Source organism: Streptomyces sp. JNUCC 63 (assembly GCF_054366325.1).
Map to the genome: position 1 here is coordinate 3,601,153 of NZ_CM135963.1, position 20,617 is coordinate 3,621,769.

The window sequence follows — 20,617 nt, forward strand, 5'->3', positions numbered from 1 at the left end:
GCGTGAGCAGGCTCCAGGTCGTCAGCGGCAAGGGCGGGACCGGAAAGACGACGGTCGCCGCCGCTCTCGCGCTGGCCCTGGCCACGGCGGGGAAGCGGACGCTCCTCGTCGAGGTCGAGGGCCGGCAGGGCATCGCACAACTCTTCGAAACGGAGGCGCTGCCTTATGAAGAACGGAAGATCGCGGTCGCTCCCGGGGGCGGGGAGGTGTACGCGCTCGCCATCGACCCCGAACAGGCTTTGCTGGACTACCTCCAGATGTTCTACAAGCTGGGCAGCGCCGGCCGGGCCCTGAAGAAGCTCGGCGCCATCGACTTCGCCACCACCATCGCGCCCGGCCTCAGGGACGTCCTGCTGACCGGCAAGGCGTGCGAGGCGGTACGGCGCAAGGACCGCGGCGGACGGTTCGTCTACGACTACGTCGTCATGGACGCGCCGCCCACCGGGCGCATCACCCGCTTCCTCAACGTCAACGACGAGGTGGCGGGCCTGGCGAAGATCGGCCCGATACACAATCAGGCGCAGGCGGTGATGCGGGTGCTGAAGTCGGCCGAGACGGCCGTGCACCTGGTGACGCTGCTGGAGGAGATGCCCGTCCAGGAGACGGTCGACGGCATCGCCGAACTGCGCGCCGCCCGGCTGCCGGTGGGCCGGGTCATCGTGAACATGGTGCGTCCGCAGGTGTTGGACGCGGGAGACCTGGAACTCGTACGGACCGTTCCGCGCACCGCCCTCGCCCGGTCGCTGTCCTCCGCCGGACTCGGCGGCGCGCGGCGCGGTGGAAACGCCGAGCGACTGGTGGAACCGCTGCTGGAGCAGGCCGAGGAGTACGCCGAGCGGTACACGCTGGAGGAGGAACAGCGATCCGTGCTGGGGGAGCTGGGTCTGCCGCTGCACGAACTGCCGCTGCTCGCCGAGGGCATGGACCTGGCGGGCCTGTACGAACTGGCGACCGAGCTGCGGAAGCAGGGGATGTCATGAGCCCGGAACCGGCACAGGCACACGAGACGTCACGCGCGTACGACGGCTCACGCGCGCACGAGAGCGCCCGTCGTCTCGCACCCGCGCGCATGCTCGACATCGATCCGCTGCTCGACAACCCCGAGACCCGGATCGTGGTGTGCTGCGGCTCGGGCGGGGTCGGCAAGACGACCACCGCGGCCGCCCTCGGCCTGCGCGCCGCCGAACGGGGCCGCAAGGTGGTCGTCCTGACCATCGACCCGGCCCGCCGGCTCGCCCAGTCCATGGGCATCGACTCGCTCGACAACGTGCCGCGCCGGGTGAAAGGAACGGAGGGCGACGGCGAGCTGCACGCCATGATGCTCGACATGAAGCGCACCTTCGACGAGGTCGTCGAGGCGCACGCGGACTCCGAACGGGCGGCCGCGATCCTGGCCAACCCCTTCTACCAGTCGCTCTCCGCGGGCTTCGCCGGCACGCAGGAGTACATGGCCATGGAGAAGCTGGGTCAGCTGCGGGCCAAGGACGAGTGGGACCTCATCGTCGTCGACACCCCGCCGTCCCGCTCCGCGCTGGACTTCCTGGACGCCCCCAAGCGGCTCGGCTCCTTCCTCGACGGCCGGCTGATCCGGCTGCTGACGGCCCCGGCGAAGCTGGGCGGGCGCGCGGGGATGAAGTTCCTGAACGTCGGGATGACGATGATGACCGGCACGCTCGGCAAGCTGCTGGGCGGTCAGCTGCTCAAGGATGTCCAGACGTTCGTGGCCGCGATGGACACCACCTTCGGCGGCTTCCGCACGCGCGCGGACGCCACGTACAAGCTGCTGCAGGCGCCCGGAACGGCGTTCCTGGTGGTCGCGGCCCCGGAGCGCGACGCGCTGCGCGAGGCCGCATACTTCGTGGAGCGACTGGCCGCGGAGAAGATGCCCCTTGCCGGTCTGGTGCTCAACCGGGTGCACGGCAGCGGCGCCGGCCAGCTGTCGGCCGAGCGGGCGCTGGCCGCCGCGGAAAATCTTGAGGAGCCCCGCATTGTGGATCAGGAGGACGGGAAAGGACTTCGTAACTCTCCCGACACGTCCGGCAGTTCAGACTCTTCCGCTTCTCGTCCCGATCCCGGTGCGACGCGCGCCGACACCGATGCGCCCACCGACACCAATGCTCCCGCTTCCGTTGACGCCCCTGACCCGGACCCGTCCGTCGACCAGGTCACCGCGGGCCTGCTGAGGCTGCACGCCGAGCGCATGCAGCTGCTCTTCCGCGAGCAGCGCACGCGTGACCGCTTCACCGCCCTGCACCCCGAGGTGGCGGTGGCCGAAGTGGCCGCGCTGCCCGGCGATGTGCACGACCTCGTAGGGCTGCGGGACATCGGAAACCGGCTCGCGGACAACCGCCGCGAGCTGCCCGATCCGAGCGCCTGACGCGTGCAGCCCAGGAGGATGCCTCAGCCCACCGCCGCGTAGTTCTCGTACACCTGGTCGCCCTCGAGGGACACCAGGCCCGCCCCGCGCTCGTACTCCATGCGCGCGGTCTCCAGCAACCGGCGCCAGGACGTGACGGTCGGCCGCCGGCGCAGCAGTGCGCGGCGTTCACGCTCCGTCATGCCTCCCCAGACGCCGAACTCCACACGGTTGTCGAGCGCGTCGGCGAGGCATTCGGTGCGAACCGGGCATCCGGTGCACACCGCCTTGGCCCTGTTCTGCGCTGCTCCTTGAACGAACAGTTCATCCGGATCGGTAGTGCGGCAGGCCGCCTGCGCACTCCAGTCGGTTACCCAGCCCATACCGGCGCCGTCCTCTCCCGAATCGAGGCTCCCCCACGGCGGCAGCGGCATATTCACCGCCGCCAGTTGAGGACGTTACGGAAGGTGGGCACGGCGCAACACCCCCAGCGGGCCCAATCTTGAATGGTCCGAACGGACTATGGGGAAGCGGCAGATCACCCGGGGGAGTGAGCTGGCGACATGCGCGACATCACCGACATCATGAGGCAATTGCGGCGCGCCACAACGGACGCCAGATGACACACAAGGCGAATTCGGGCACGCCCCCAACACACCTTCGCGGCACGCCCCGACACATCCCGGACCACCCCGCCCAAAAAAATCGAGCGGATCCGGAACGTTTCGAGGCCGCCGGACGTATTGATACGTGGCCGCACAGCTGTGACAGTGAGAGCAGCTTAGGCCAAGGCATATACGCGTGTCCGGCGAATGAGAACGTAGGCTGCCCTCATGCCAAAGAAGCGCTCGGGTGGAGGCCTGTCGCCCACGCAGCAGGCCGCCAAGTTCCTCGGTGTCAGTGTGCTCGCAGGAGCTGTGATGGCCGGTATCGCGCTGCCCGCGGCCGGCGCGCTGGGCCTTGCGGCCAAGGGGTCGGTCGAGGGGTTCGACGACATCCCGGCCAATCTCAAACGTCCGCCGCTCAGTCAGCGCACCACGATCCTGGACAGCCAGGGCAGCCAGATCGCCCAGGTCTACTCCCGCGACCGTACGGTGGTGGAGCTGAAGGACGTCTCGCCGTACATGCAGAAGGCGATCGTCGCGATCGAGGACTCGCGCTTCTACCAGCACGGCGCGATCGACCTGAAGGGCGTGCTGCGCGCGCTCAACAAGAACGCGCAAGAAGGCGGAGTCACCCAGGGCGCCTCCACGCTCACCCAGCAGTACGTGAAGAACGTCTTCGTGGAGGAGGCCGGCGACGACCCGACGAAGGTCGCCGAGGCCACCCAGCAGACCCTCGGCCGCAAGATCAAGGAACTGAAGTACGCGATCCAGGTCGAGCAGGACCTGGGCAAGAACAGGATCCTCGAGAACTACCTGAACATCACCTTCTTCGGCCAGCAGGCCTACGGCGTCGAGGCCGCCTCCCAGCGCTACTTCTCCAAGCACGCCAAGAACCTGACCCTTCCGGAGGCGGCGCTGCTGGCCGGCATCGTCCAGTCGCCGAGCCACTACAACCCGGCCAACGACGAGGCGGAGGCCACCAAGCGGCGCAACGTCGTGCTGCAGCGGATGGCCGACGTCGGCGACATCTCCCAGGCAGAAGCCGACAAGGCCAAGAGGGAGCCCCTGGGCCTGAAGATCACCCCGCCGCGCAACGGCTGCATCACGGCGGTCAAGGGCGCGGGCTTCTTCTGCGACTACGTCCGCGCGGTGTTCCTGAGCGACCCCGTCTTCGGCAAGACCAGGGAGGATCGGGCGAAGATCTGGAACCAGGGCGGCCTGACCATCCGTACGACGCTCGACCCGCAGGCACAGGAGTCGGTGCAGAAGTCGATCCAGGACCACGTCAACAAGAGCGACGACGTGGCCACCGCCGCCGCCATCGTCGAGCCCGGTACCGGCAAGATCCTCGCCATGGGCCAGTCCCGTCCGTACGGCTTCGGCAAGAACGAGACGCAGATCAACCTCTCCGTCGACAGCGCCATGGGCGGCGGCGCCGGCTACCAGCCCGGTTCGACGTTCAAGCCGATCGTCGCGGCCGCAGCCCTCGAGGGCGGGATGCCCCCGACGAAGACGTACGCCTCGCCGTACGAGATGGACTACCCGTCCCCGGTCTCGGCCTGCGACGGCGGGACGTGGAACGAGAAGGGTGTCTCGCTCACGAACGAGAACGAGTCGGAGGTCGGCCCCTACGACATGAAGGAGGCGACCGCGAAGTCGGTCAACACCTACTACGTGGAGCTGATCAGCGAGATCGGCATCTGCCCGGTGACGGAGATGGCCAAGAAGATGGGCGTCGAGCGGGCGGACGGCAAGAAGATGCGCCAGGCTCCGTCCATCGCCCTCGGCACTCAGGAGATGTCTCCGCTGACCATGGCGAACGGCTACGCCACCTTCGCCTCGCGCGGCATGCACTGCACTCCGGTCGCCATCGAGTCGATCAGCCGGCGCATCGGCGACAAGAGCAAGTCGCTCCCGGTCCCGAAGTCGACCTGCTCGCGCGCGATGTCGGAGAAGACCGCCGACACCGTCAACACGCTCCTCAAGGGCGTGGTCGAGGACGGTACGGGTACGCAGGCCGGCCTCGGCAGCCGCCCCAGCGCCGGCAAGACCGGTACGACGGACTTTCGCTTCGCCGCCTGGTTCGTCGGCTACACGCCGAACATGGCGGGCGCGGTCTGGGTCGGCGACCCCGCGCACAAGCGGAGGATGGTCGACATCTCGATCGGCGGTGTCCGGTACTCCAAGGTCTTCGGTGGCCAGGTCCCCGGCCCGATCTGGCGCGACATGATGAGCGGCGCGCTCGAGGGCAAGGACGCCCCGTCCTTCCACCTCGTGGACATCCCGGACGCGGAGAAGGACAAGAACAAGGGGGACGACGGCCAGGACAAGGGCAGGGGAAGGGGAAGGGGCCGCGGTGACGGCGGTGACAACGGCGGGTTCATCGGCGGCCTGATCGGCGGCCCCGGCGCGAACGGCGGGAACAACGGCGGCGGTCCCGCCCCGAACCCGTCCTTCTCCGTCCCGGAGGGCATCTTCCAGGGCCAGAACGGCGGCCCGCGGGGCAACGGCAACGGGGGCGGGCACGGCTGACGGGCCTGCCGGCCACCACCGGGAAGGGTTACGGCAAAAGGGGCGCACGGCTGAAAGCCGGCGCCCCTTTTGCCGATCAGTTGCCGATCAGTTGCCGATCAGCCCGCCAACAGCTTCTTGACCGCGGCGGCGACCCGGCCGCCCTCGGCCTGCCCCGCGACCTTGGGGTTCACGATCTTCATGACCGCCCCCATGGCCCGCGGCCCCTCGGCTCCGGCCGCCTTGGCCTCCTCGACGGCCTGGGCGACGATCGCGTTCAGCTCCTCGTCGGACATCTGCTTGGGCAGATAGGCGGCGAGCACCTCGCCCTCGGCCTTCTCCCGCTCGGCCGACTCCGTACGACCACCCTGTGCGAAGGCCTCGGCCGCCTCCCTGCGCTTCTTGGCCTCCTTGGTGATCACCTTGAGAACCTCGTCGTCGGAGAGCTCGCGCTTCTCCTTGCCCGCGACCTCCTCCTTGGTGATCGCGGCGAGCGTCAGCCGGAGCGTCGAGGAGCGGAGCTCGTCGCGCTTCTTGATCGCGGCGTTGAGGTCATCGTGCAGCTTCGACTTGAGCGTGGTCATGGATGTGATTGTCGCAGCTACGGCCACGCCTTCGCGCGCCAATTCACGGAGCCTCGGTACGCCGACTGCCGGTACGCCGGCTGCCGGGCCGGCCCCGCCGGTTGGTTCCGCGAGTCGGCCCCACGGCGGACCGTCGCTGATTTTCGCTGCGAGGCAGGGGCCTGAGACGATGGACACATGCGCGCGCGATACGGAGTTCCCTTGGGCATCACGGCGGTTGCGGCCGCCGGTCTCCTCTACTCGGCGGGCTTCGAGGCCCGCTCCTTCCGCCTGAGGCGGGTGACGGTCCCGGTCCTGCCCTCCGGCATGCGCCCCCTGCGCGTCCTGCAGGTCTCCGACATCCACATGGTGAGCGGCCAGCGCAAGAAGCAGCGCTGGCTGCGCTCGCTGGCCGGCCTGCGCCCCGACTTCGTGATCAACACCGGCGACAACCTGTCGGACCCGGAGGGCGTACCGGAGGTCCTGGACGCCCTCGGCCCCCTGATGGAGTTCCCGGGCGCGTACGTCTTCGGCTCCAACGACTACTACGGCCCCAAGCTGCGCAACCCCGCCCGCTACCTGCTGGAGAAGACGACCGGCCGCCACGGCCTGAACGGCAACCCGCCCGCCGTAGGGGCGATCCACAACCCGTGGGAGGACCTGCGCGACAGCTTCGACGAGGCCGGCTGGCTCAACCTGACGAACACGCGCGGCATCCTCAAGGTCGAGGGCGTCTCGGTGGAGCTGACCGGCCTGGACGACCCGCACATCAAGCGGGACCGCTACACGCGGGTGGCGGGCGGCCCGTCCGGCACGGCGGACTTCTCGATGGGCGTGGTCCACGCCCCGTACCTGCGCGTCCTGGACGCCTTCACGGCCGACGCCTACCCCCTGATCCTGGCCGGCCACACCCACGGCGGCCAGCTCTGCATCCCCTTCTACGGCGCCCTGGTCACCAACTGCGACCTGGACACCGACCGGGTGAAGGGCCTGTCCACCCACGCCTCCGAGGGCCGCACCGCCTACCTCCACGTCTCAGCCGGCTGCGGCACCAACCGCTACACCCCGGTCCGCTTCGCCTGCCCACCGGAGGCGACGCTGCTGACGCTGGTGGGGCGGGAGTAGCCCCCACACCTCCACCCCTGTCCGCCTCGACCCGCTCCGCCGCCACCCCACCAAAACCGGATTTCGTCTCCAGCCGCCAGTGGGTTAAAGTAATCGTCGTCGCCGCGACAAGCAGCGACACCGGGGTGTGGCGCAGCTTGGCAGCGCGCTTCGTTCGGGACGAAGAGGTCGTGGGTTCAAATCCCGCCACCCCGACAGTGAAGTACCAGGTCAGGGGCCTGATCCGCTCAGCGGGTCGGGCCCCTGACGGGTTTCCGACACGCTCACTGAGGCCTCCGAAACAGGCTCCGGCCCGACTCGCCTGCCCGCGTCACCACACTGAGAGGGCATGGCCACCGTCTGGAGAACTGACACAGACCGTGTGCGGCACCGTTGCCGACACGAATCCGCCGCTCAGCCCCCATGAGGCCGGGCCAGGCCGTGGTCATAGGCGAAGATCACCGCCTGGATGCGGTCGCGGGCGCCGATCTTGGCCAGGACGCGGCCGACATGAGTCTTCACCGTGGACTCCGACAGGACGAAACGGGCGGCGATCTCGCCGTTGCTCCAGCCCTTGCCGATGGCGACGAGGATCTCGCGCTCACGGTCGGTGAGGGAACTCAGGCGCGGGTCCTCGGCGGAGCCGTCGCCGCCGACTGGCACGAGACGGGCGAACTCGTGCAGGAGACGGCGGGTGAGTGCGGGGGCGATCACAGCGTCTCCGACGGCCACGGCCCGGATGCCCGCAAGGAGTTCCTCAGGTCGGGCGTCCTTGAGGAGGAAGCCGCTGGCTCCGGCGCGCAGGGCCGCATACACGTACTCGTCCAGGTCGAACGTGGTCAGCACCAGGACGCGGGAGCGATCGCCGGCGGCGACGATGCGGCGGGTGGCCTCGATGCCGTCCATGCCCGGCATGCGTACGTCCATGAGGACCACGTCGGGGCGGATTTCGGCGACCTTGCGCACCGCTTCCGCTCCGTGAGCGGCCTCGCCAACCACCTCCGTCTCGGGCACGGAGTCCAGGAGCATGCGGAAGCCGTACCGCTGGAGCGGCTGGTCGTCGACGACGAGCACGGTGGTCACCGGGCACTGCCCTGGGGAGTGAGGTCGAGTGCTGCCCGTACCGTCCAGCCGGCGCCCGCGGGACCCGCGCTGACGTGTCCGCCGTAGAGAGCCACTCGTTCCCGCATGCCCACCAGGCCGTGTCCTTCCTCGTTCGCCGTGCCGGGACGGTCGGCCGGGACGAGTGGGCCGGAGTCCTGGACGGTGATGGTCAGCCGTGTGTCCTCCACGGCGACAGCCAGGTTCACACGCGCGCCGGCACCGGCGTGTTTCAGGGTGTTCGTCAGAGCCTCCTGCACGATGCGATGGACCGTGAGCTGGACCCCACTGTCGAGGGCGTCGACGTCTCCGGCGGTACGGTAGACGACCTCCAGGCCGGCGGCGCGCACCCCTTCGCACAACGCGTCGATGTCCGCGAGACCGGGCTGCGGACTCAGCTCGGGCTCGGCCGGCGGGCCGTCCGCCTCGCGCAGCACGCCGAGTACCCGGCGCAGTTCACCCAGGGCCTGGCGACCTGTGTCACCGATGAGGTGCAGGGCCTCCTTGCCCCGCTCCGGAGCGATCTCGGTGGCATAGGCACCCGCGTCGGCGAGCGTGATGATGACGGACAGGTTGTGGCCGACGACGTCGTGCATCTCGCGGGCCACCCGTGCCCGTTCGGCCGCGACGGCGAGCCTGCCACGCTGGTCGCGTTCGATCTCCAGCCGGGCCGCACGGTCCCGAAGCCCGGCCAGCTGGGCCCGCCGGATACGGATCACCAGGCCGAGCGCGAGGGCCGCGGTCGCCGTGCTGAGCAGGAAGAACAGTGCGTCCCAGACCGACACCGCCGCCGATACTCGTGCCGCGACCAGGCCGAGCGCGCCCGCCGTGGCCGCACAGGCCCACGGCAGCTGCCGTAGCCGCCCGTGCAGGGCCAGGCTGTACAGGGCGACGAGGAGGGCGACATCCGCACGGAGCGCGCCGCCGAGGGACCACTGAAGGACGAACACGGCCATGACGGCGCCGAACGCGACGGCGGGCACCCGGCGCCGCCACAGCAGCGGCAGCACCAGCCCGGCCTGCAGGGCCAGCATGCCCGCCACGGGCAACCGGGTGAACACCAGGCGGAAGCGGCGCGGACCGTCGCCTTCCCCGTCGATCGCACCGACCGCGTGCAGCAGGTCCGGCAGGCAGAACATCAGGAAGACCAGCACCACCACCGCGGTGTCCAGCACCCACGGACGGGCCCGGTCGGCGTGCCGGAGCCGCTGGCCGGTCCGGCCGAGCCGGGCGACCAGCGGCCCCATCCCGCTGAGATCTTCGGTGGTCACGGAGTTCACCAGACCATGATGCGGGTGGCTGCCGCTCAGACGTCGCTGCGCAGCAGCCGGTACGCCGCTCCGGCCAGCGCCAGCACCGTCCAGCCGAGGAAGACCCAGAGCCCGGCGCCCGGCGACAGGGTGGTCGAGTCGTGGGTCAGGGCAAAGATCGACTCGCCGGCGTGGCTGGGCAGGTAGGGATCGATGTTCCCGCGCCATGAGCTGGGCAGCAGGGAGATCAGTCCAGGTACGAGCATGAGGGCGGCGACCAGGACCGAGATACCGCCGGCCACGGACCGCAGCAGCGCGCCCAGAGCGATGCCGATCACGCCGACCAGGCCCAGGTAGAGCCCGGCGCCCAGCAGGCTGCGAAGGACACCGGCGTGGCCGAGGCCCATGGCGGCGGGCGTGCCGGAGACGACCTGGCTGCCCACGAGGAAGGCGACGAACGCGCCGACGGTGGCGATCACCAGCGCGACCAGCCCGTACACAGCCGCTTTGAACCACAGCACGGGCAGCCGGCGCGGCACCGCGGCCATGGTGGAGCGGATCATGCCGGTGGAGTACTCGCCCGCCGTGACCAGCACGCCGAGCACGCCGAGGGCCAGCTGGGCGAAGTTCGTGCCGAAGAGGGACAGACTCACGGCCGTCGCGTCGGCGAAGTTGCCGTCCATGGGGCGGCCGGAGTCGATCCCGGACTTGTAGCGGCTCGCGGCGATGACGCCGAAGGCGACGAGGAACAGCAGGCCCAGGCCGAGAGTGATCCAGGTGGAGCGCAGAGACCACAGTTTGGCCCACTCCGAGGCCAGCACGCGCCGCCCGGTCACCCGGTAGGCGGGGCGGGCCGGCGCGGCCTGGGCGGTCTCAGGGGACTCGGGGGCTGCCGTGAGGGTGCTCATGCCGCGCTCCCAGAGGTCTCGGTGCCGGTCGTGGAGCCGTGGTACTCCACGGCGTCCCTGGTCAGTTCCATGAATGCCTCCTCCAGCGACACCGCTTTCGTGGTCAGCTCGAACAGCGGGATCCCGTGCTCGGCCGCCTTCAGCCCGATCTCGCGGGCGGACAGCCCGGTCACCTGCAGTTCCTCGGAGCCCACGCGGCCGGTGATCTCCACGCCGTGTCCGGCCAGTACGTCCCGCAACCGTGCGGGGTCGTCCGTCGCGACCTTCACGGTGTCGCCGCCGGCCTCGCGGACCAGGTCCCGTACGGTCGTGTCGGCCAGCAACCGTCCACGTCCGACGATGATGAGGTGATCAGCCACCAGTGACACCTCGCTCATCAGGTGCGAAGAGACGAACACCGTGCGCCCTTCGCTCGCGAGGGAGGTGAGCAGGTTCCGGATCCAGAGGACGCCCTCGGGGTCCAGTCCGTTGACCGGCTCGTCGAGCATCACGGCCTGCGGATCGCCGAGCAGAGCGGCCGCGATGCCGAGCCGCTGGCCCATGCCGAGGGAGAAGGCACCGGCCCGCTTCTTCGCGACGCTGCCGAGACCGGCGAGTTCGATGACCTCGTCGACCCGGCGGCGCGGAATGCCGTGGGTGAGGGCGAGGGCCCGGAGGTGGTTGTAGGCCGAACGGCCCGGGTGGATCGACTTCGCCTCCAGCAGCGCCCCGACCTCCTGGAGCGGCGCCTGGTGGCGGGCGTAGCGTTGTCCGTTCACCGTGACGAAGCCGCTCGTCGGCGCGTCGAGCCCGACGATCATGCGCATCGTCGTGGACTTGCCCGCCCCGTTGGGGCCTAGGAAGCCGGTCACCGTGCCCGGCTTCACGGTGAAGTCCAGTCCGTCGACGGCTGTCTTCTCCCCGTACCTCTTGGTGAGCTGCTGTGCCTCGATCATTCGCGTTCTCTCTTTCGGACTCCGGCGCGCCCTGCACGCCTGACGCCTCCTCCGTCACGCTAAGTCCGCGATCTGCCGGATCCGGTGGTACCGGGGGCTGAACACTGCCAGGCAGGTGGTACCGGGGTACTACGACCTGGTGTCCCCCGATCACTTTGGGGCTGGTTGCCCGTTCGGCCCGCGCGGGACCACCCGTCGACGAGATTCCAGAGGACGACCAGCGAACCGCCCTGCTCGTCCCCCGAACAGCAGGACAACATCACGTCTATGACTGAACAGCCTCTGAGGGGCGGCTCCCGTCGAGGGCTGGCGAGAGCGGATCGGATGGCTGGTGAAAGCCGGTCTCGGCCACCCCAAAGTAACCGAGTAGCGCAGTGGCCCGGCAGTAGAACTGGGAGCCATCTGGGAGCCGACCCGCTCCCCGACACCCCCCGACACCATGCGAGAGCCGCCGAGCCCAACACCCTGACCTGCGAAAACACCAAAGAGGCCGGTGTCGGCCTTGATCGAACCTCATTCGGGACGAAGAGGTCGTGGGTTCAAATCCCGCCACCCCGACGGTGAAGTACCAATTCAGGGGCCTGATCCAGTGAGTGGATCAGGCCCCTGAGTGGTTTCTGGTGATCGTTCGGGAGAGGACGGGCGGCCGTGCCCGTGAGTCCCCTGGACCGACTTCGCCCCTCCCCCGTAGGCACCCTCGCCAGTGGCCCACGCCTCTCCTCCCATTCGTCGTGCTCTCGATCACCGGGCAGGCCGTTGACCGGCCGCGGACCGTCACCGGAGTGCACTGGGTACGCTTACCTGCAACTGGCATGCAACAGCGTGTCTACAGCAATAAGGGTGTGAGGTTTGTGACGGTCCGACGCATACGCGGAGCCGCCACCACGGCGGCGTTGATCGCCGGAGTGACCGCGTGCTCGGCCCCCGGCGGCAGTGCGAGCAGCGGCGCGTCCGCCGGTTCCGTCGTGATCGGGGTGGCCACCGAACCGGACACTCTCAGTCCGCTGCTCGGATACGGCAAGGACGGGAACTCCAAGATCTTCGACGGTCTGCTCGCCCGGGACGCCGGCCTGAAGCTCAGACCAGCGCTGGCGAAGGCGCTGCCCCGGATCACCGACGACGGCCGTACGTACACGTTCGCCCTGCGCGACGGGGTGAAGTTCAGCGACGGCGAACCGCTGACCTCCGCCGACGTGGTCTTCACGTACCGGACGATCCTCGACGGGAAGACCAACAACTCTTCCAGGAGCGAGCTGGACGCCGTCAAGGAGGTGCGGGCGGAGGGCGACGACAAGGTCGTCTTCACCCTCAAGTACCCGTACGCGCCCTTCGCCGCGCGCACGGTCCTGCCCATCGTCCCCGAACACATCGCGGGCAAGCAGGACCCCAACACCGGCGCCTTCAACACCGAGCCGGTCGGCACCGGGCCGTACGTGCTCACCGGCTGGAGCAAGGGGGAGAAGCTCACCTTCAAGGCCAATCCCGACTACTGGGGCGACGCTCCGGAAGTCACGAAGGTGACCATGGCGGTCATCGAGGACGACGACGTACGCGCCACCCGGCTGCGATCGGGCGACCTCGACGGCGCGGTCCTCCCGCCCAACCTTGCCGCCACCTTCAAGAACGACAAGGGCAAGCGAACGTACGAAGCGAAGTCCTACGACCTGCGCTCCGTCACCCTCCCCACGGGGAACAAGGTCACCGGCGACCGCGCCATCCGCCAGGCGCTGGACGCCGCCGTGGACCGCGAGGCCATGGTCGGCAAGATCCTCGACGGGGCGGGCCGCCCCGCCTACGGACCGCTGCCCAGCGACGATCCGTGGTTCGCCGAGGGCATCGAGCGAAACCAGGATCTCGCCGGGGCGAAGCGGGTCCTGGACCAGGCCGGCTGGAAGCCCGGCCAGGGCGGCATCCGCGCCAAGGACGGTCTGCGGGCCTCGTTCACCCTCTTCTACCCCGCGGGCGACAAGGTCCGTCAGGACCACGCCCTCGCCTACGCCTCCGACGCCAAGAAGGCCGGCATCGAGGTGAAGGTGGAGAGCGCCACCTGGGAGGTCATCGAGCCGCGCATGAAGGACGACGCGGTCCTCGCGGGCTTCGGCACCACGGGTGACCCCGACTTCGGCCTGTACACCATGCTGCACTCCTCCCTCGCCGGCGACGGCTTCAACAACATGGGCCGCTATGACAACCCGGCCGTGGACAAGGCGCTCGACAACGGCCGCCGCAGCCAGGACACGACCACGCGCAAGGCCGCTTACGACACGCTTCAGCGCGCACTGGTGAAGGACCCGGGCTACACCTTCCTCACCCACATCGACCACGTCTACGTGCTCGCCGACCGCTGGGACGGGCTGACCACGCAGGTGGAACCGCACGAGCACGGCTTCGCCAGTGGTCCCTGGTGGAACGTCGAGGACTGGCAGCCGAAGAAGTGACGCGTCTCCCCTGGGGGGCGATGGCGCGTCTGGCGGGGCGGCGGCTGCTGTTCGCCGCCCCCGTCCTCCTCGTCGTCACCTTCGGCGTCTTCGCGATCGCCGCCGCCTCCCCCTTCGACCCGGTCAAGGCGTACGCGGGCACCGCCGCCCTCGGCGCCGACGAGCAGACCCTGGACCGGCTGCGGGACAACCTCGGCGTGGACCGGCCCTTCGCCACCCGCTGGTGGGACTGGCTGACCTCGGCGCTCGGCGGCGACCTCGGGCAGTCCAGTGTGATGCGGCAGCCCGTGGCCCAGGTCATCGGTGAACGCCTCGTGTGGTCCACGCTGTTGTGCGCGGTCGCGTTCACGGCGGCCGTGCTGGTCGGCACGGTGCTCGGCGTGCTGGCGGCCCGCCGTCCGGGATCCGCGCCCGACCGGATCGTCACCTCGCTCGCGTACGCGGTGGAAGCGGCACCGGTCTTCTGGGTCGCCCTGCTGGCGATCTGGCTGTTCGCCCTCCAGTCGGGCGTCCTGCCGGCCGGCGGTCTCACCGATGCCGCCAGCGAACAGGTCACCCCCGGGCAGGTGGCAAGCCACCTGGTGCTGCCCGCCGGTGTCCTCGCCGTCTCCCAACTCCCCTGGTTCACCCTCTACGTACGCCAGGGCGTCGCCGACGCGCTGGCCGAGGACCCCGTCCGCGGGGCACGCGCAAGGGGCTTGAGCGAGCGCTCCGTCCTGCTCGGCCACGCCCTGCGTTCCGGCCTGCTGCCGGTCCTCACGCTCATCGGATCCCGCGTACCCGAACTCATCACCGGCGCGCTGCTGGTGGAGAGTGTCTTCAGCTGGCCGGGCATCGCGGCGGCCACCGTCGAAGCCGCCACCGCCGTGGACTTCCCGCTGCTCGCCGCCCTGACCACCCTGGCCACTGCCGCCGTCCTCGCCGGAAACCTGTGCGCGGACCTGCTCTACGGCCTGTTCGACCCGAGGGTGAGATTCAGTGACATGTGACTCCCCGGCAACAGCCGGCTCTCCTGCCGATACGGCATGGCGGTCGTACGGCACGCGCCGCCGCTCCACCCGGACCGCGCGGGTACGTGTCTCCGCCGCGCTGGTGACCGCGACCGTCCTCGCCGTGCTCCTCGTGCCGCCGCTCGTCCAGCTCGACCAGCAGGCCGTCGACCTGGCCGCCAAACTCCGACCACCAAGCCGGGCTCATCCCTTCGGCACCGACGACCTCGGGCGGGACCTGCTGCTGCGCTGCGTCTACGGCCTGCGCGTCTCCCTGCTCGTCGGCGTCACGGCGGCTCTCACGGCAACCGTGGTCGGCACCGCCGTCGGGGCCACCGCCGGAGCCCTGGGCGGCTGGGTCGACCGGGCCGTCATGCGGATGGTCGACACGTTCTCGTCCGTGCCGCATCTGCTGCTCGGGATCTTCATCGTCGCGATGTTCCGGCCGGGCGTCTGGCCCGTGGTGGTCTCGGTGGCGCTCACCCACTGGCTGTCGACCGCCCGGATCGTGCGCGCCGAGGTCCTCTCCCTGCGCTCCCGCCCGTACGTCGACGCCGCCGTCTCCGGTGGCGCCTCCCGGTGGCGGGTCGCGGTACGGCACCTGCTGCCCGGTGTGCTGCCCCAGGCCGCGCTGGCCGCCGTACTGATGGTGCCGCACGCCATGTGGCACGAGTCGGCCCTGTCGTTCCTCGGGCTGGGGCTCCCCACCCACACGGCGAGCCTCGGCACCCTCGTCCAGACCGCGCGGGGCTCGCTGCTGGCCGGGCAGTGGTGGCCGACCCTCTTCCCCGGCCTCCTCCTCATCGTCCCCACCCTCGCCATCGCCGGTCTCGCCGGGGCCTGGCGGGAGCGGATCAACCCGCGGCGCCGATCGGAGCTGATGCTGTGACCGAGGTGACCGAGCCGATACCCGTGCTGTCGGTGCGCGGGCTGTCGGTGCGCTTCCTCATGCCGGGCGGGCGCCGCATCGCCGCCGTCACCGACGCGCACTTCGACGTGGCGGCCGGCGAGTGCCTGGCCCTGATCGGCGAGAGCGGCTGCGGCAAGTCCGTCCTGGCCTCCGCCCTCCTCGGCCTCCTCCCCGCCAACGCGCAGACCGCGGGCCGGGCCCGCCTCGGCGATCTCGACCTGCTCACGGCCGACGAACGCACCCTCGCGCGCCGCGTACGGGGCCGCCTGATCGGCCTCGTCCCGCAGAGCCCGGCCGCGCACCTCACGCCCGTACGCACGATCCGCTCCCAACTGGAGGAGACGGTCGCGGAGCTGACCGCGATCCGGGGGCGCGCCGCGTGGCGTGCCGCCGCCGAGGCGGCCGCCGAACGCGCCGCGTTCCCCGGCGACCATCTCGACCGTTACCCGCACGAGCTCTCCGGCGGCCTCGCCCAGCGCGCCGCCACCGCCCTCGCCCTCGTCGGCGACGCCCCGCTGCTGCTCGCCGACGAGCCGACCACCGGACTCGACCGAGACCTGGTGGACCGCACCGTCGACGAGCTACGACGGCACATCGACGTCCGGGACACGGCGAACGGCACTGGGCGGGCCCTGCTGATGATCACCCACGACCTGGCCGCAGCCGAACGCATCGCCGACCGGATCGCCGTCATGTACGCGGGCCGGATCGTCGAACTGACCGACGCCACCGGCTTCTTCGGCTCCCCCGGCCCCCGTCACCCCTACAGCCGCGGCCTGCTCGACGCCCTGCCCGACCGCGCCTTCACCCCCATCTCCGGCATGCCCCCCGAACTCGGCGACCTCCCCGACGGCTGCGCCTTCGCCCCACGCTGCGACCGGGCCACCGACGTCTGCGCCGCACTGCCGCCGGCGGCCGACGGAGTCGCCTGCCACCATCCCCTCACCGACTCCGGCCGGAACGACCCCGTTCCCACCGCACCCGCCCCGGAGGACATACGTGCTTGAACTGCGCGCCATCACCGCCGGATACGACAGGCACGCACCTGTGGTGCGGAACGTCTCCCTGACCGTCGCACCCGGCGAGGCGGTCGGCCTGCTCGGTCCCAGCGGCTGCGGCAAGTCCACCCTCGCCCGTGTCACGGCTCTGCTGCACCGCCCCTGTTCCGGCACTCTGCTCCTCGACGGCCACCCCGTGCGGCGGTGGCGTCACCGGGCTCCGCGCGACCTGCGCACCGCCTTCGGCGTCGTCTTCCAGCAGCCCAGGCTCTCCGCCGATCCCCGGCTGCGGCTCACCGATCTGATCGCCGAGCCCCTGCGCGCCACCGGCCGCCGCGAGGAAGCGCCCGACCGGGTCGCCGAGCTGGCCTCGACCGTGGGTCTGACCCCCGACCTGCTGGCCAGACGCCCCCACGAAGTCAGCGACGGCCAACTCCAGCGTGCCTGCCTCGCCCGCGCCCTCGCGCTGCGTCCGCGCTGGCTGGTCTGCGACGAGATGACCGCGATGCTCGACGCCTCCACCACCGCCGCGCTGGTCGCGGTCGTCGAGGACTACCGCCGCGCCACCGGGGCGGGGCTGCTTGCCGTCGGCCACGATCACACCCTCCTGCACCGCTGGTGCGACCGCACGGTCCACTGGGAGACCCTGACGAACACCGCACAGAGACACTGCGAGTGACGCAGGTCGCTCCCTCTGGGGAGAGCTCGCCGGGAACGCTGTCCGACTCCCTCAATGATCCGCAGCTGCCGTCCGCCGGTCCGCGCGTCTCACCAGATGTCGGCATCGGGCCGGGCAGGATGGCACGCACCGACGACTAGGAGTCCGTTGTGTCCCGTCCCGGCAAGGCGCGCACCGCGCGCCGTCTCACCACCGTCAGCGCGGTCCTCGCGGCAGCCGCCGTCGCCACCGCCGGCCCCGCTTCGGCCCACACGGAGGTCGAGGCGGAGAACGCCCGTGCCCTCGCGCAGAACGTCACCCTGGACTTCCACGCCGCAGCCGAGTCCTCCTCCGCCGGCATCACCAAGGTGGAGGTGGTCCTCCCCAAGGGGATCACTCCCGCCGACATCACCTACAAGGAGGGGCCCAAGGGCTGGAAGTTCGACACCACCAGCCGCGGCTACACAGTGTCGGGCCCCAAGCTCGCCGTCGGCGAGGACGCCGAATTCTCCGTGACCGTCCGGCAGTTGCCGAACGCCAAGGAGCTGGTCTTCAAGACCCTCCAGTCCTACAGCGACGGCCACATCGACCGCTGGATCGAACTCGACGACTCGGGCGACGACGGACACGGCCACGGCCACGGGCACCCGGCGCCGACTCTGAAGCTGGGCGCCGCCGAACCCGGCGCGAAGCCGGTCGGCCCGCGCCCCACCGAGGAAGCCACGACCGCGGCCCCCTCCAGCGCTTCGCCGGGCGGGCGGTCGGGACCGGCGGGCTCGCCGTCCGCGAAGGAGGCCGCCGATGAGGCCGACGGCAAGGACGACGGCATGTCTCCGGTCGCGTCGACCGGTATCGGCGCCGCCGTACTGCTCGTCCTCGGCGGCGGCGTGTGGTGGTTCAGGCGCCGCGACACGCCGTCCGCGTGACGGCGACCGGGATACGTGTCCTACGGGGGTGACGGCCCGGGTCCTCGGCGCACGGCGGAGTGGCCGCGCGGAGCCCGGGAGACCGACGAGCTCACGGTACGTCCCGCCGCCCGCGACTCCCCCTGATGCCCGGAAGCTCCGGACCACCATCTGGTCCGGAGCTTCCGTGACTGGTGCCGTTCGCAGGGACGGCGCAGGCACCCGTCAGGCCACGGCGCCCACCGGTTCGGCTCGCTCGGCGTCGTGACGCGCCCTCGCGCAGAGCAGCCGGGGCACGGTCCGTCACTGTCGCGCACCGGTTCGCTCCGCACCTTCGCCGCGCACATGCGAGAACAACGTGGCTGAACCCTGGCAGTCACCGGCGGCTGAGGCTGCCACACGGACACGAACGGCACCACGTGATCACGACGACGACTTGGTGCGCGAACGCGGTGACGTCGTCGCGGAAGCTCAGCTGGCGGCAGAACACATGCGGCATCAGGCAGCGGAACTACTGGGCAGGCAGGGCACGGCCCACCCGGACCGTCACCGGGACGCGCGGACCGGAGCCGCTGCGGGCGATCAGCCGTGGCGTGGGGCGACGCCGTGAGCGCGGTGCACGGATGCAGCCTGTCCACTTGCGCGCAGACCGGGCCCACAGGCCGGCCACCTGCACCGATGGGCAGGAAGAGGCCGGACGGGTGTGGGAGGGCTCACGCAAGGGCCCGGAGAATCCATGCAGGAGCGTCACACAGGCTGCACACAGCCTTTCGAAGGCCTCGTTAGCGTTGCTGATCGCTCGATCCCACGTGCGGACGTGACCAGGCCGTGGTCCGGACGGACCGACGGCGCAAGCAACCCAGGAAGACCGCAGATGGACTACTGCTCCTCGTGTCGTCGGCATCTCAACGGCGCCCTGGTGTGTCCCGGGTGCGGCGCCTACGCCCCGGACATCGCGCCGCCCGCCGCCGACACTCGCACCGGCTCGGCCTGGGGCACCGCCCCGACGATGACCGGCGACGCACCCGGCACCACGAACGCCGGGGAGTCGGGGGCCCCCGACGCCTGGCACGACGGCCTCCTGCACGGCGAAGCAGAACCCGGGCCCGGCACAAGCACGGCACCGTCCACCGACGTCGAGGGCATACCGCCCGCGCGGCAGGGACGCGCGGCACGGCGTCGCCAGCTGGCGCGCTGGAAGAAGAACAAGCGCCGGGCCGCGGTCGCGACCGCCGTCGCACTCGTCGGAGGCGGCCTGACCATCGCCGCGATGGACCGTGACGCCACCAGCCGGGCACAGGCGGCCACAGCACCGGACGACCGGGGCATGGGCATCGCGGAGGAGCAGACGTCCCAGCACACTCATCCGGCGCCGACACCGCCCACCACTCACCGGTCGTCACACACCACTCCTGAACACACCAGTCCCGGACAAACCACTCCCAAGACGCAGTCGCCGGCAACCAACGCCCCGCGGCAGCAAGCCCTCCCGGCCCCACAGCGCGCCACGCCGCCGATCGCCCGGCCGGACGCCGCCGCCTCTCCCCGTCCGGCAGCGACGTCGGCCCCGCAGCCGCAGAACACCGCACCGTCCTCGGACGACACGGCCCCCGACCGCACCGGTACGGCGGCGGAGCGGCCCTCGGCGCCCGCGGCCTCCGGCGGCACGAACTCCGGCACGTCCCTGACCGACCCCGCACCGGCATCGACGCCACCGAAGCGGGTCTGCCTGCTCGTGGTGTGCCTGGGCTGACCGCGCTCAGCACCCGGCCGTGACCGGCGCACCCGGTGCCGCCCCCTTGAGGGGCCGACAGCGTGCCGTCAAGCTCAGATCCGTCGTCCGGCTCGTTTCACGGAGGCGATCACGGCGGAAACGACGGTGGTCGCGACGAGGCTCCCCATCATGACCATCCCCACGCCGATCGCGAAGAGGCCGCTGGAGTCGTCCGACCAGTCGTAATAGGCGGCAGCGGTCAGGCCGACCGTGGTGCCGAGCACAGCGCCCGCGAGGTAGCCCCGGGATGCCGCCCAGTACACCGGCGCCAGCAGAGTCAGCACCAGCCCGATCACCTGCCACGCCTCGTACGGGCCGGTCGCCGTACCGTCGGGTTGCACGTCACGATGCTGGTCCCAGCCCAGCCAGGCAGCCCACACCGCCAGCGTCACCCCAGCCAGCGCGAGGATCGACAACAGCTGCTGGGGAACGGGTTTCAGTAGTCCTTGGCTCATGGCTCAAGCGTTCCGACTCCCCCCATTCACCGACCAGAGCACAAGTACTCAGCCCTACCCGAGTACATGAGCCCTGAGCAGATCGCGATCTCGGAGGCACGTGGGGACAGTCCCTCCCCGGCCGAGGGCCTGTGCGTCCTGAGCACCCCGGTCGCTC

At 70.6% G+C, this 20,617-nt stretch carries 18 protein-coding genes and 1 tRNA gene; 12 read left to right on the top strand and 7 right to left on the bottom strand.

The features are described 5' to 3' along the window. Positions 1 to 2 precede the first annotated feature (2 nt). Entirely contained in the window at positions 3 to 980 is a 978-nt protein-coding gene (locus ACX25U_RS16435; RefSeq protein ID WP_454392839.1) for an ArsA-related P-loop ATPase, read from the top strand. Then, positions 977 to 2,377 (top strand): ArsA family ATPase, encoded by a 1,401-nt coding sequence (locus ACX25U_RS16440; protein WP_454392841.1) that lies wholly within the window; start codon positions 977 to 979, stop codon positions 2,375 to 2,377. Before ACX25U_RS16435 ends, ACX25U_RS16440 begins: the two co-directional genes overlap by 4 nt. Positions 2,378 to 2,400: 23 nt before the next feature. On the opposite strand, the gene ACX25U_RS16445 is transcribed toward ACX25U_RS16440, so the two are convergent. Then, a complete protein-coding gene (locus ACX25U_RS16445; RefSeq protein WP_454392842.1) occupies positions 2,401 to 2,739 on the bottom strand; it encodes a WhiB family transcriptional regulator in 339 nt (112 codons plus the stop codon). A gap of 450 nt (positions 2,740 to 3,189) precedes the next feature. Here ACX25U_RS16445 and ACX25U_RS16450 point away from each other — a divergent pair, with 450 nt between their 5' ends. Further along, positions 3,190 to 5,493, top strand: a complete 2,304-nt coding sequence (locus ACX25U_RS16450) for a transglycosylase domain-containing protein (protein ID WP_454392844.1) — start codon at positions 3,190 to 3,192, stop codon at positions 5,491 to 5,493. Positions 5,494 to 5,591: 98 nt separating this feature from the next. On the opposite strand, the gene ACX25U_RS16455 is transcribed toward ACX25U_RS16450, so the two are convergent. After that, positions 5,592 to 6,056, bottom strand: coding sequence for a GatB/YqeY domain-containing protein (locus tag ACX25U_RS16455; RefSeq protein WP_454392846.1), 465 nt, complete (start codon positions 6,054 to 6,056; stop codon positions 5,592 to 5,594). 177 nt (positions 6,057 to 6,233) lie between these two features. Here ACX25U_RS16455 and ACX25U_RS16460 point away from each other — a divergent pair, with 177 nt between their 5' ends. Then, on the top strand, positions 6,234 to 7,160 hold the full coding sequence (locus tag ACX25U_RS16460) for a metallophosphoesterase (RefSeq protein ID WP_454392848.1): 927 nt from the start codon (positions 6,234 to 6,236) through the stop codon (positions 7,158 to 7,160). Between the two features lie 121 nt (positions 7,161 to 7,281). Beyond that, positions 7,282 to 7,355, top strand: a tRNA-Pro gene (locus ACX25U_RS16465). Between the two features lie 198 nt (positions 7,356 to 7,553). Here ACX25U_RS16465 and ACX25U_RS16470 read toward each other — a convergent pair. The 4 genes from ACX25U_RS16470 to ACX25U_RS16485 are packed head-to-tail and all read right to left on the bottom strand — an operon-like array spanning position 7,554 to position 11,333. Then, a complete protein-coding gene (locus ACX25U_RS16470) occupies positions 7,554 to 8,222 on the bottom strand; it encodes a response regulator (RefSeq protein WP_454392850.1) in 669 nt (222 codons plus the stop codon). Then, complete coding sequence (locus tag ACX25U_RS16475) at positions 8,219 to 9,487, bottom strand: histidine kinase (protein ID WP_454394311.1); 1,269 nt, start codon at positions 9,485 to 9,487, stop codon at positions 8,219 to 8,221. The genes ACX25U_RS16470 and ACX25U_RS16475 overlap by 4 nt, the downstream gene beginning before the upstream one ends. A 59-nt stretch (positions 9,488 to 9,546) precedes the next feature. Beyond that, entirely contained in the window at positions 9,547 to 10,398 is an 852-nt protein-coding gene (locus ACX25U_RS16480; protein WP_454392852.1) for an ABC transporter permease, read from the bottom strand. Continuing rightward, on the bottom strand, positions 10,395 to 11,333 hold the full coding sequence (locus tag ACX25U_RS16485; RefSeq protein ID WP_454392854.1) for an ATP-binding cassette domain-containing protein: 939 nt from the start codon (positions 11,331 to 11,333) through the stop codon (positions 10,395 to 10,397). Before ACX25U_RS16485 ends, ACX25U_RS16480 begins: the two co-directional genes overlap by 4 nt. Positions 11,334 to 12,145: 812 nt before the next feature. Between ACX25U_RS16485 and ACX25U_RS16490 the strand changes: the two genes are divergently transcribed. From ACX25U_RS16490 to ACX25U_RS16520, 7 genes are all read left to right on the top strand, one after another. Next, positions 12,146 to 13,771: an ABC transporter substrate-binding protein gene (locus ACX25U_RS16490; RefSeq protein ID WP_454392855.1), complete on the top strand. Its 1,626-nt coding sequence runs from the start codon at positions 12,146 to 12,148 to the stop codon at positions 13,769 to 13,771. A 20-nt stretch (positions 13,772 to 13,791) separates the two neighbouring features. Then, complete coding sequence (locus ACX25U_RS16495) at positions 13,792 to 14,760, top strand: ABC transporter permease (protein WP_454392857.1); 969 nt, start codon at positions 13,792 to 13,794, stop codon at positions 14,758 to 14,760. After that, positions 14,750 to 15,649, top strand: a complete 900-nt coding sequence (locus ACX25U_RS16500) for an ABC transporter permease (protein WP_454392859.1) — start codon at positions 14,750 to 14,752, stop codon at positions 15,647 to 15,649. Before ACX25U_RS16495 ends, ACX25U_RS16500 begins: the two co-directional genes overlap by 11 nt. 5 nt (positions 15,650 to 15,654) lie before the next feature. Further along, complete coding sequence (locus tag ACX25U_RS16505) at positions 15,655 to 16,677, top strand: ABC transporter ATP-binding protein (protein ID WP_454394312.1); 1,023 nt, start codon at positions 15,655 to 15,657, stop codon at positions 16,675 to 16,677. Next, entirely contained in the window at positions 16,670 to 17,347 is a 678-nt protein-coding gene (locus tag ACX25U_RS16510; RefSeq protein WP_454392861.1) for an ABC transporter ATP-binding protein, read from the top strand. The genes ACX25U_RS16505 and ACX25U_RS16510 overlap by 8 nt, the downstream gene beginning before the upstream one ends. Positions 17,348 to 17,496: 149 nt before the next feature. Further along, complete coding sequence (locus ACX25U_RS16515) at positions 17,497 to 18,252, top strand: DUF1775 domain-containing protein (protein WP_454392863.1); 756 nt, start codon at positions 17,497 to 17,499, stop codon at positions 18,250 to 18,252. An 853-nt stretch (positions 18,253 to 19,105) separates the two neighbouring features. Next, positions 19,106 to 19,984: an SCO2400 family protein gene (locus ACX25U_RS16520; protein WP_454392864.1), complete on the top strand. Its 879-nt coding sequence runs from the start codon at positions 19,106 to 19,108 to the stop codon at positions 19,982 to 19,984. Positions 19,985 to 20,058: 74 nt separating this feature from the next. On the opposite strand, the gene ACX25U_RS16525 is transcribed toward ACX25U_RS16520, so the two are convergent. Then, a complete protein-coding gene (locus tag ACX25U_RS16525) occupies positions 20,059 to 20,460 on the bottom strand; it encodes a hypothetical protein (protein ID WP_454392866.1) in 402 nt (133 codons plus the stop codon). Positions 20,461 to 20,617 lie beyond the last annotated feature (157 nt).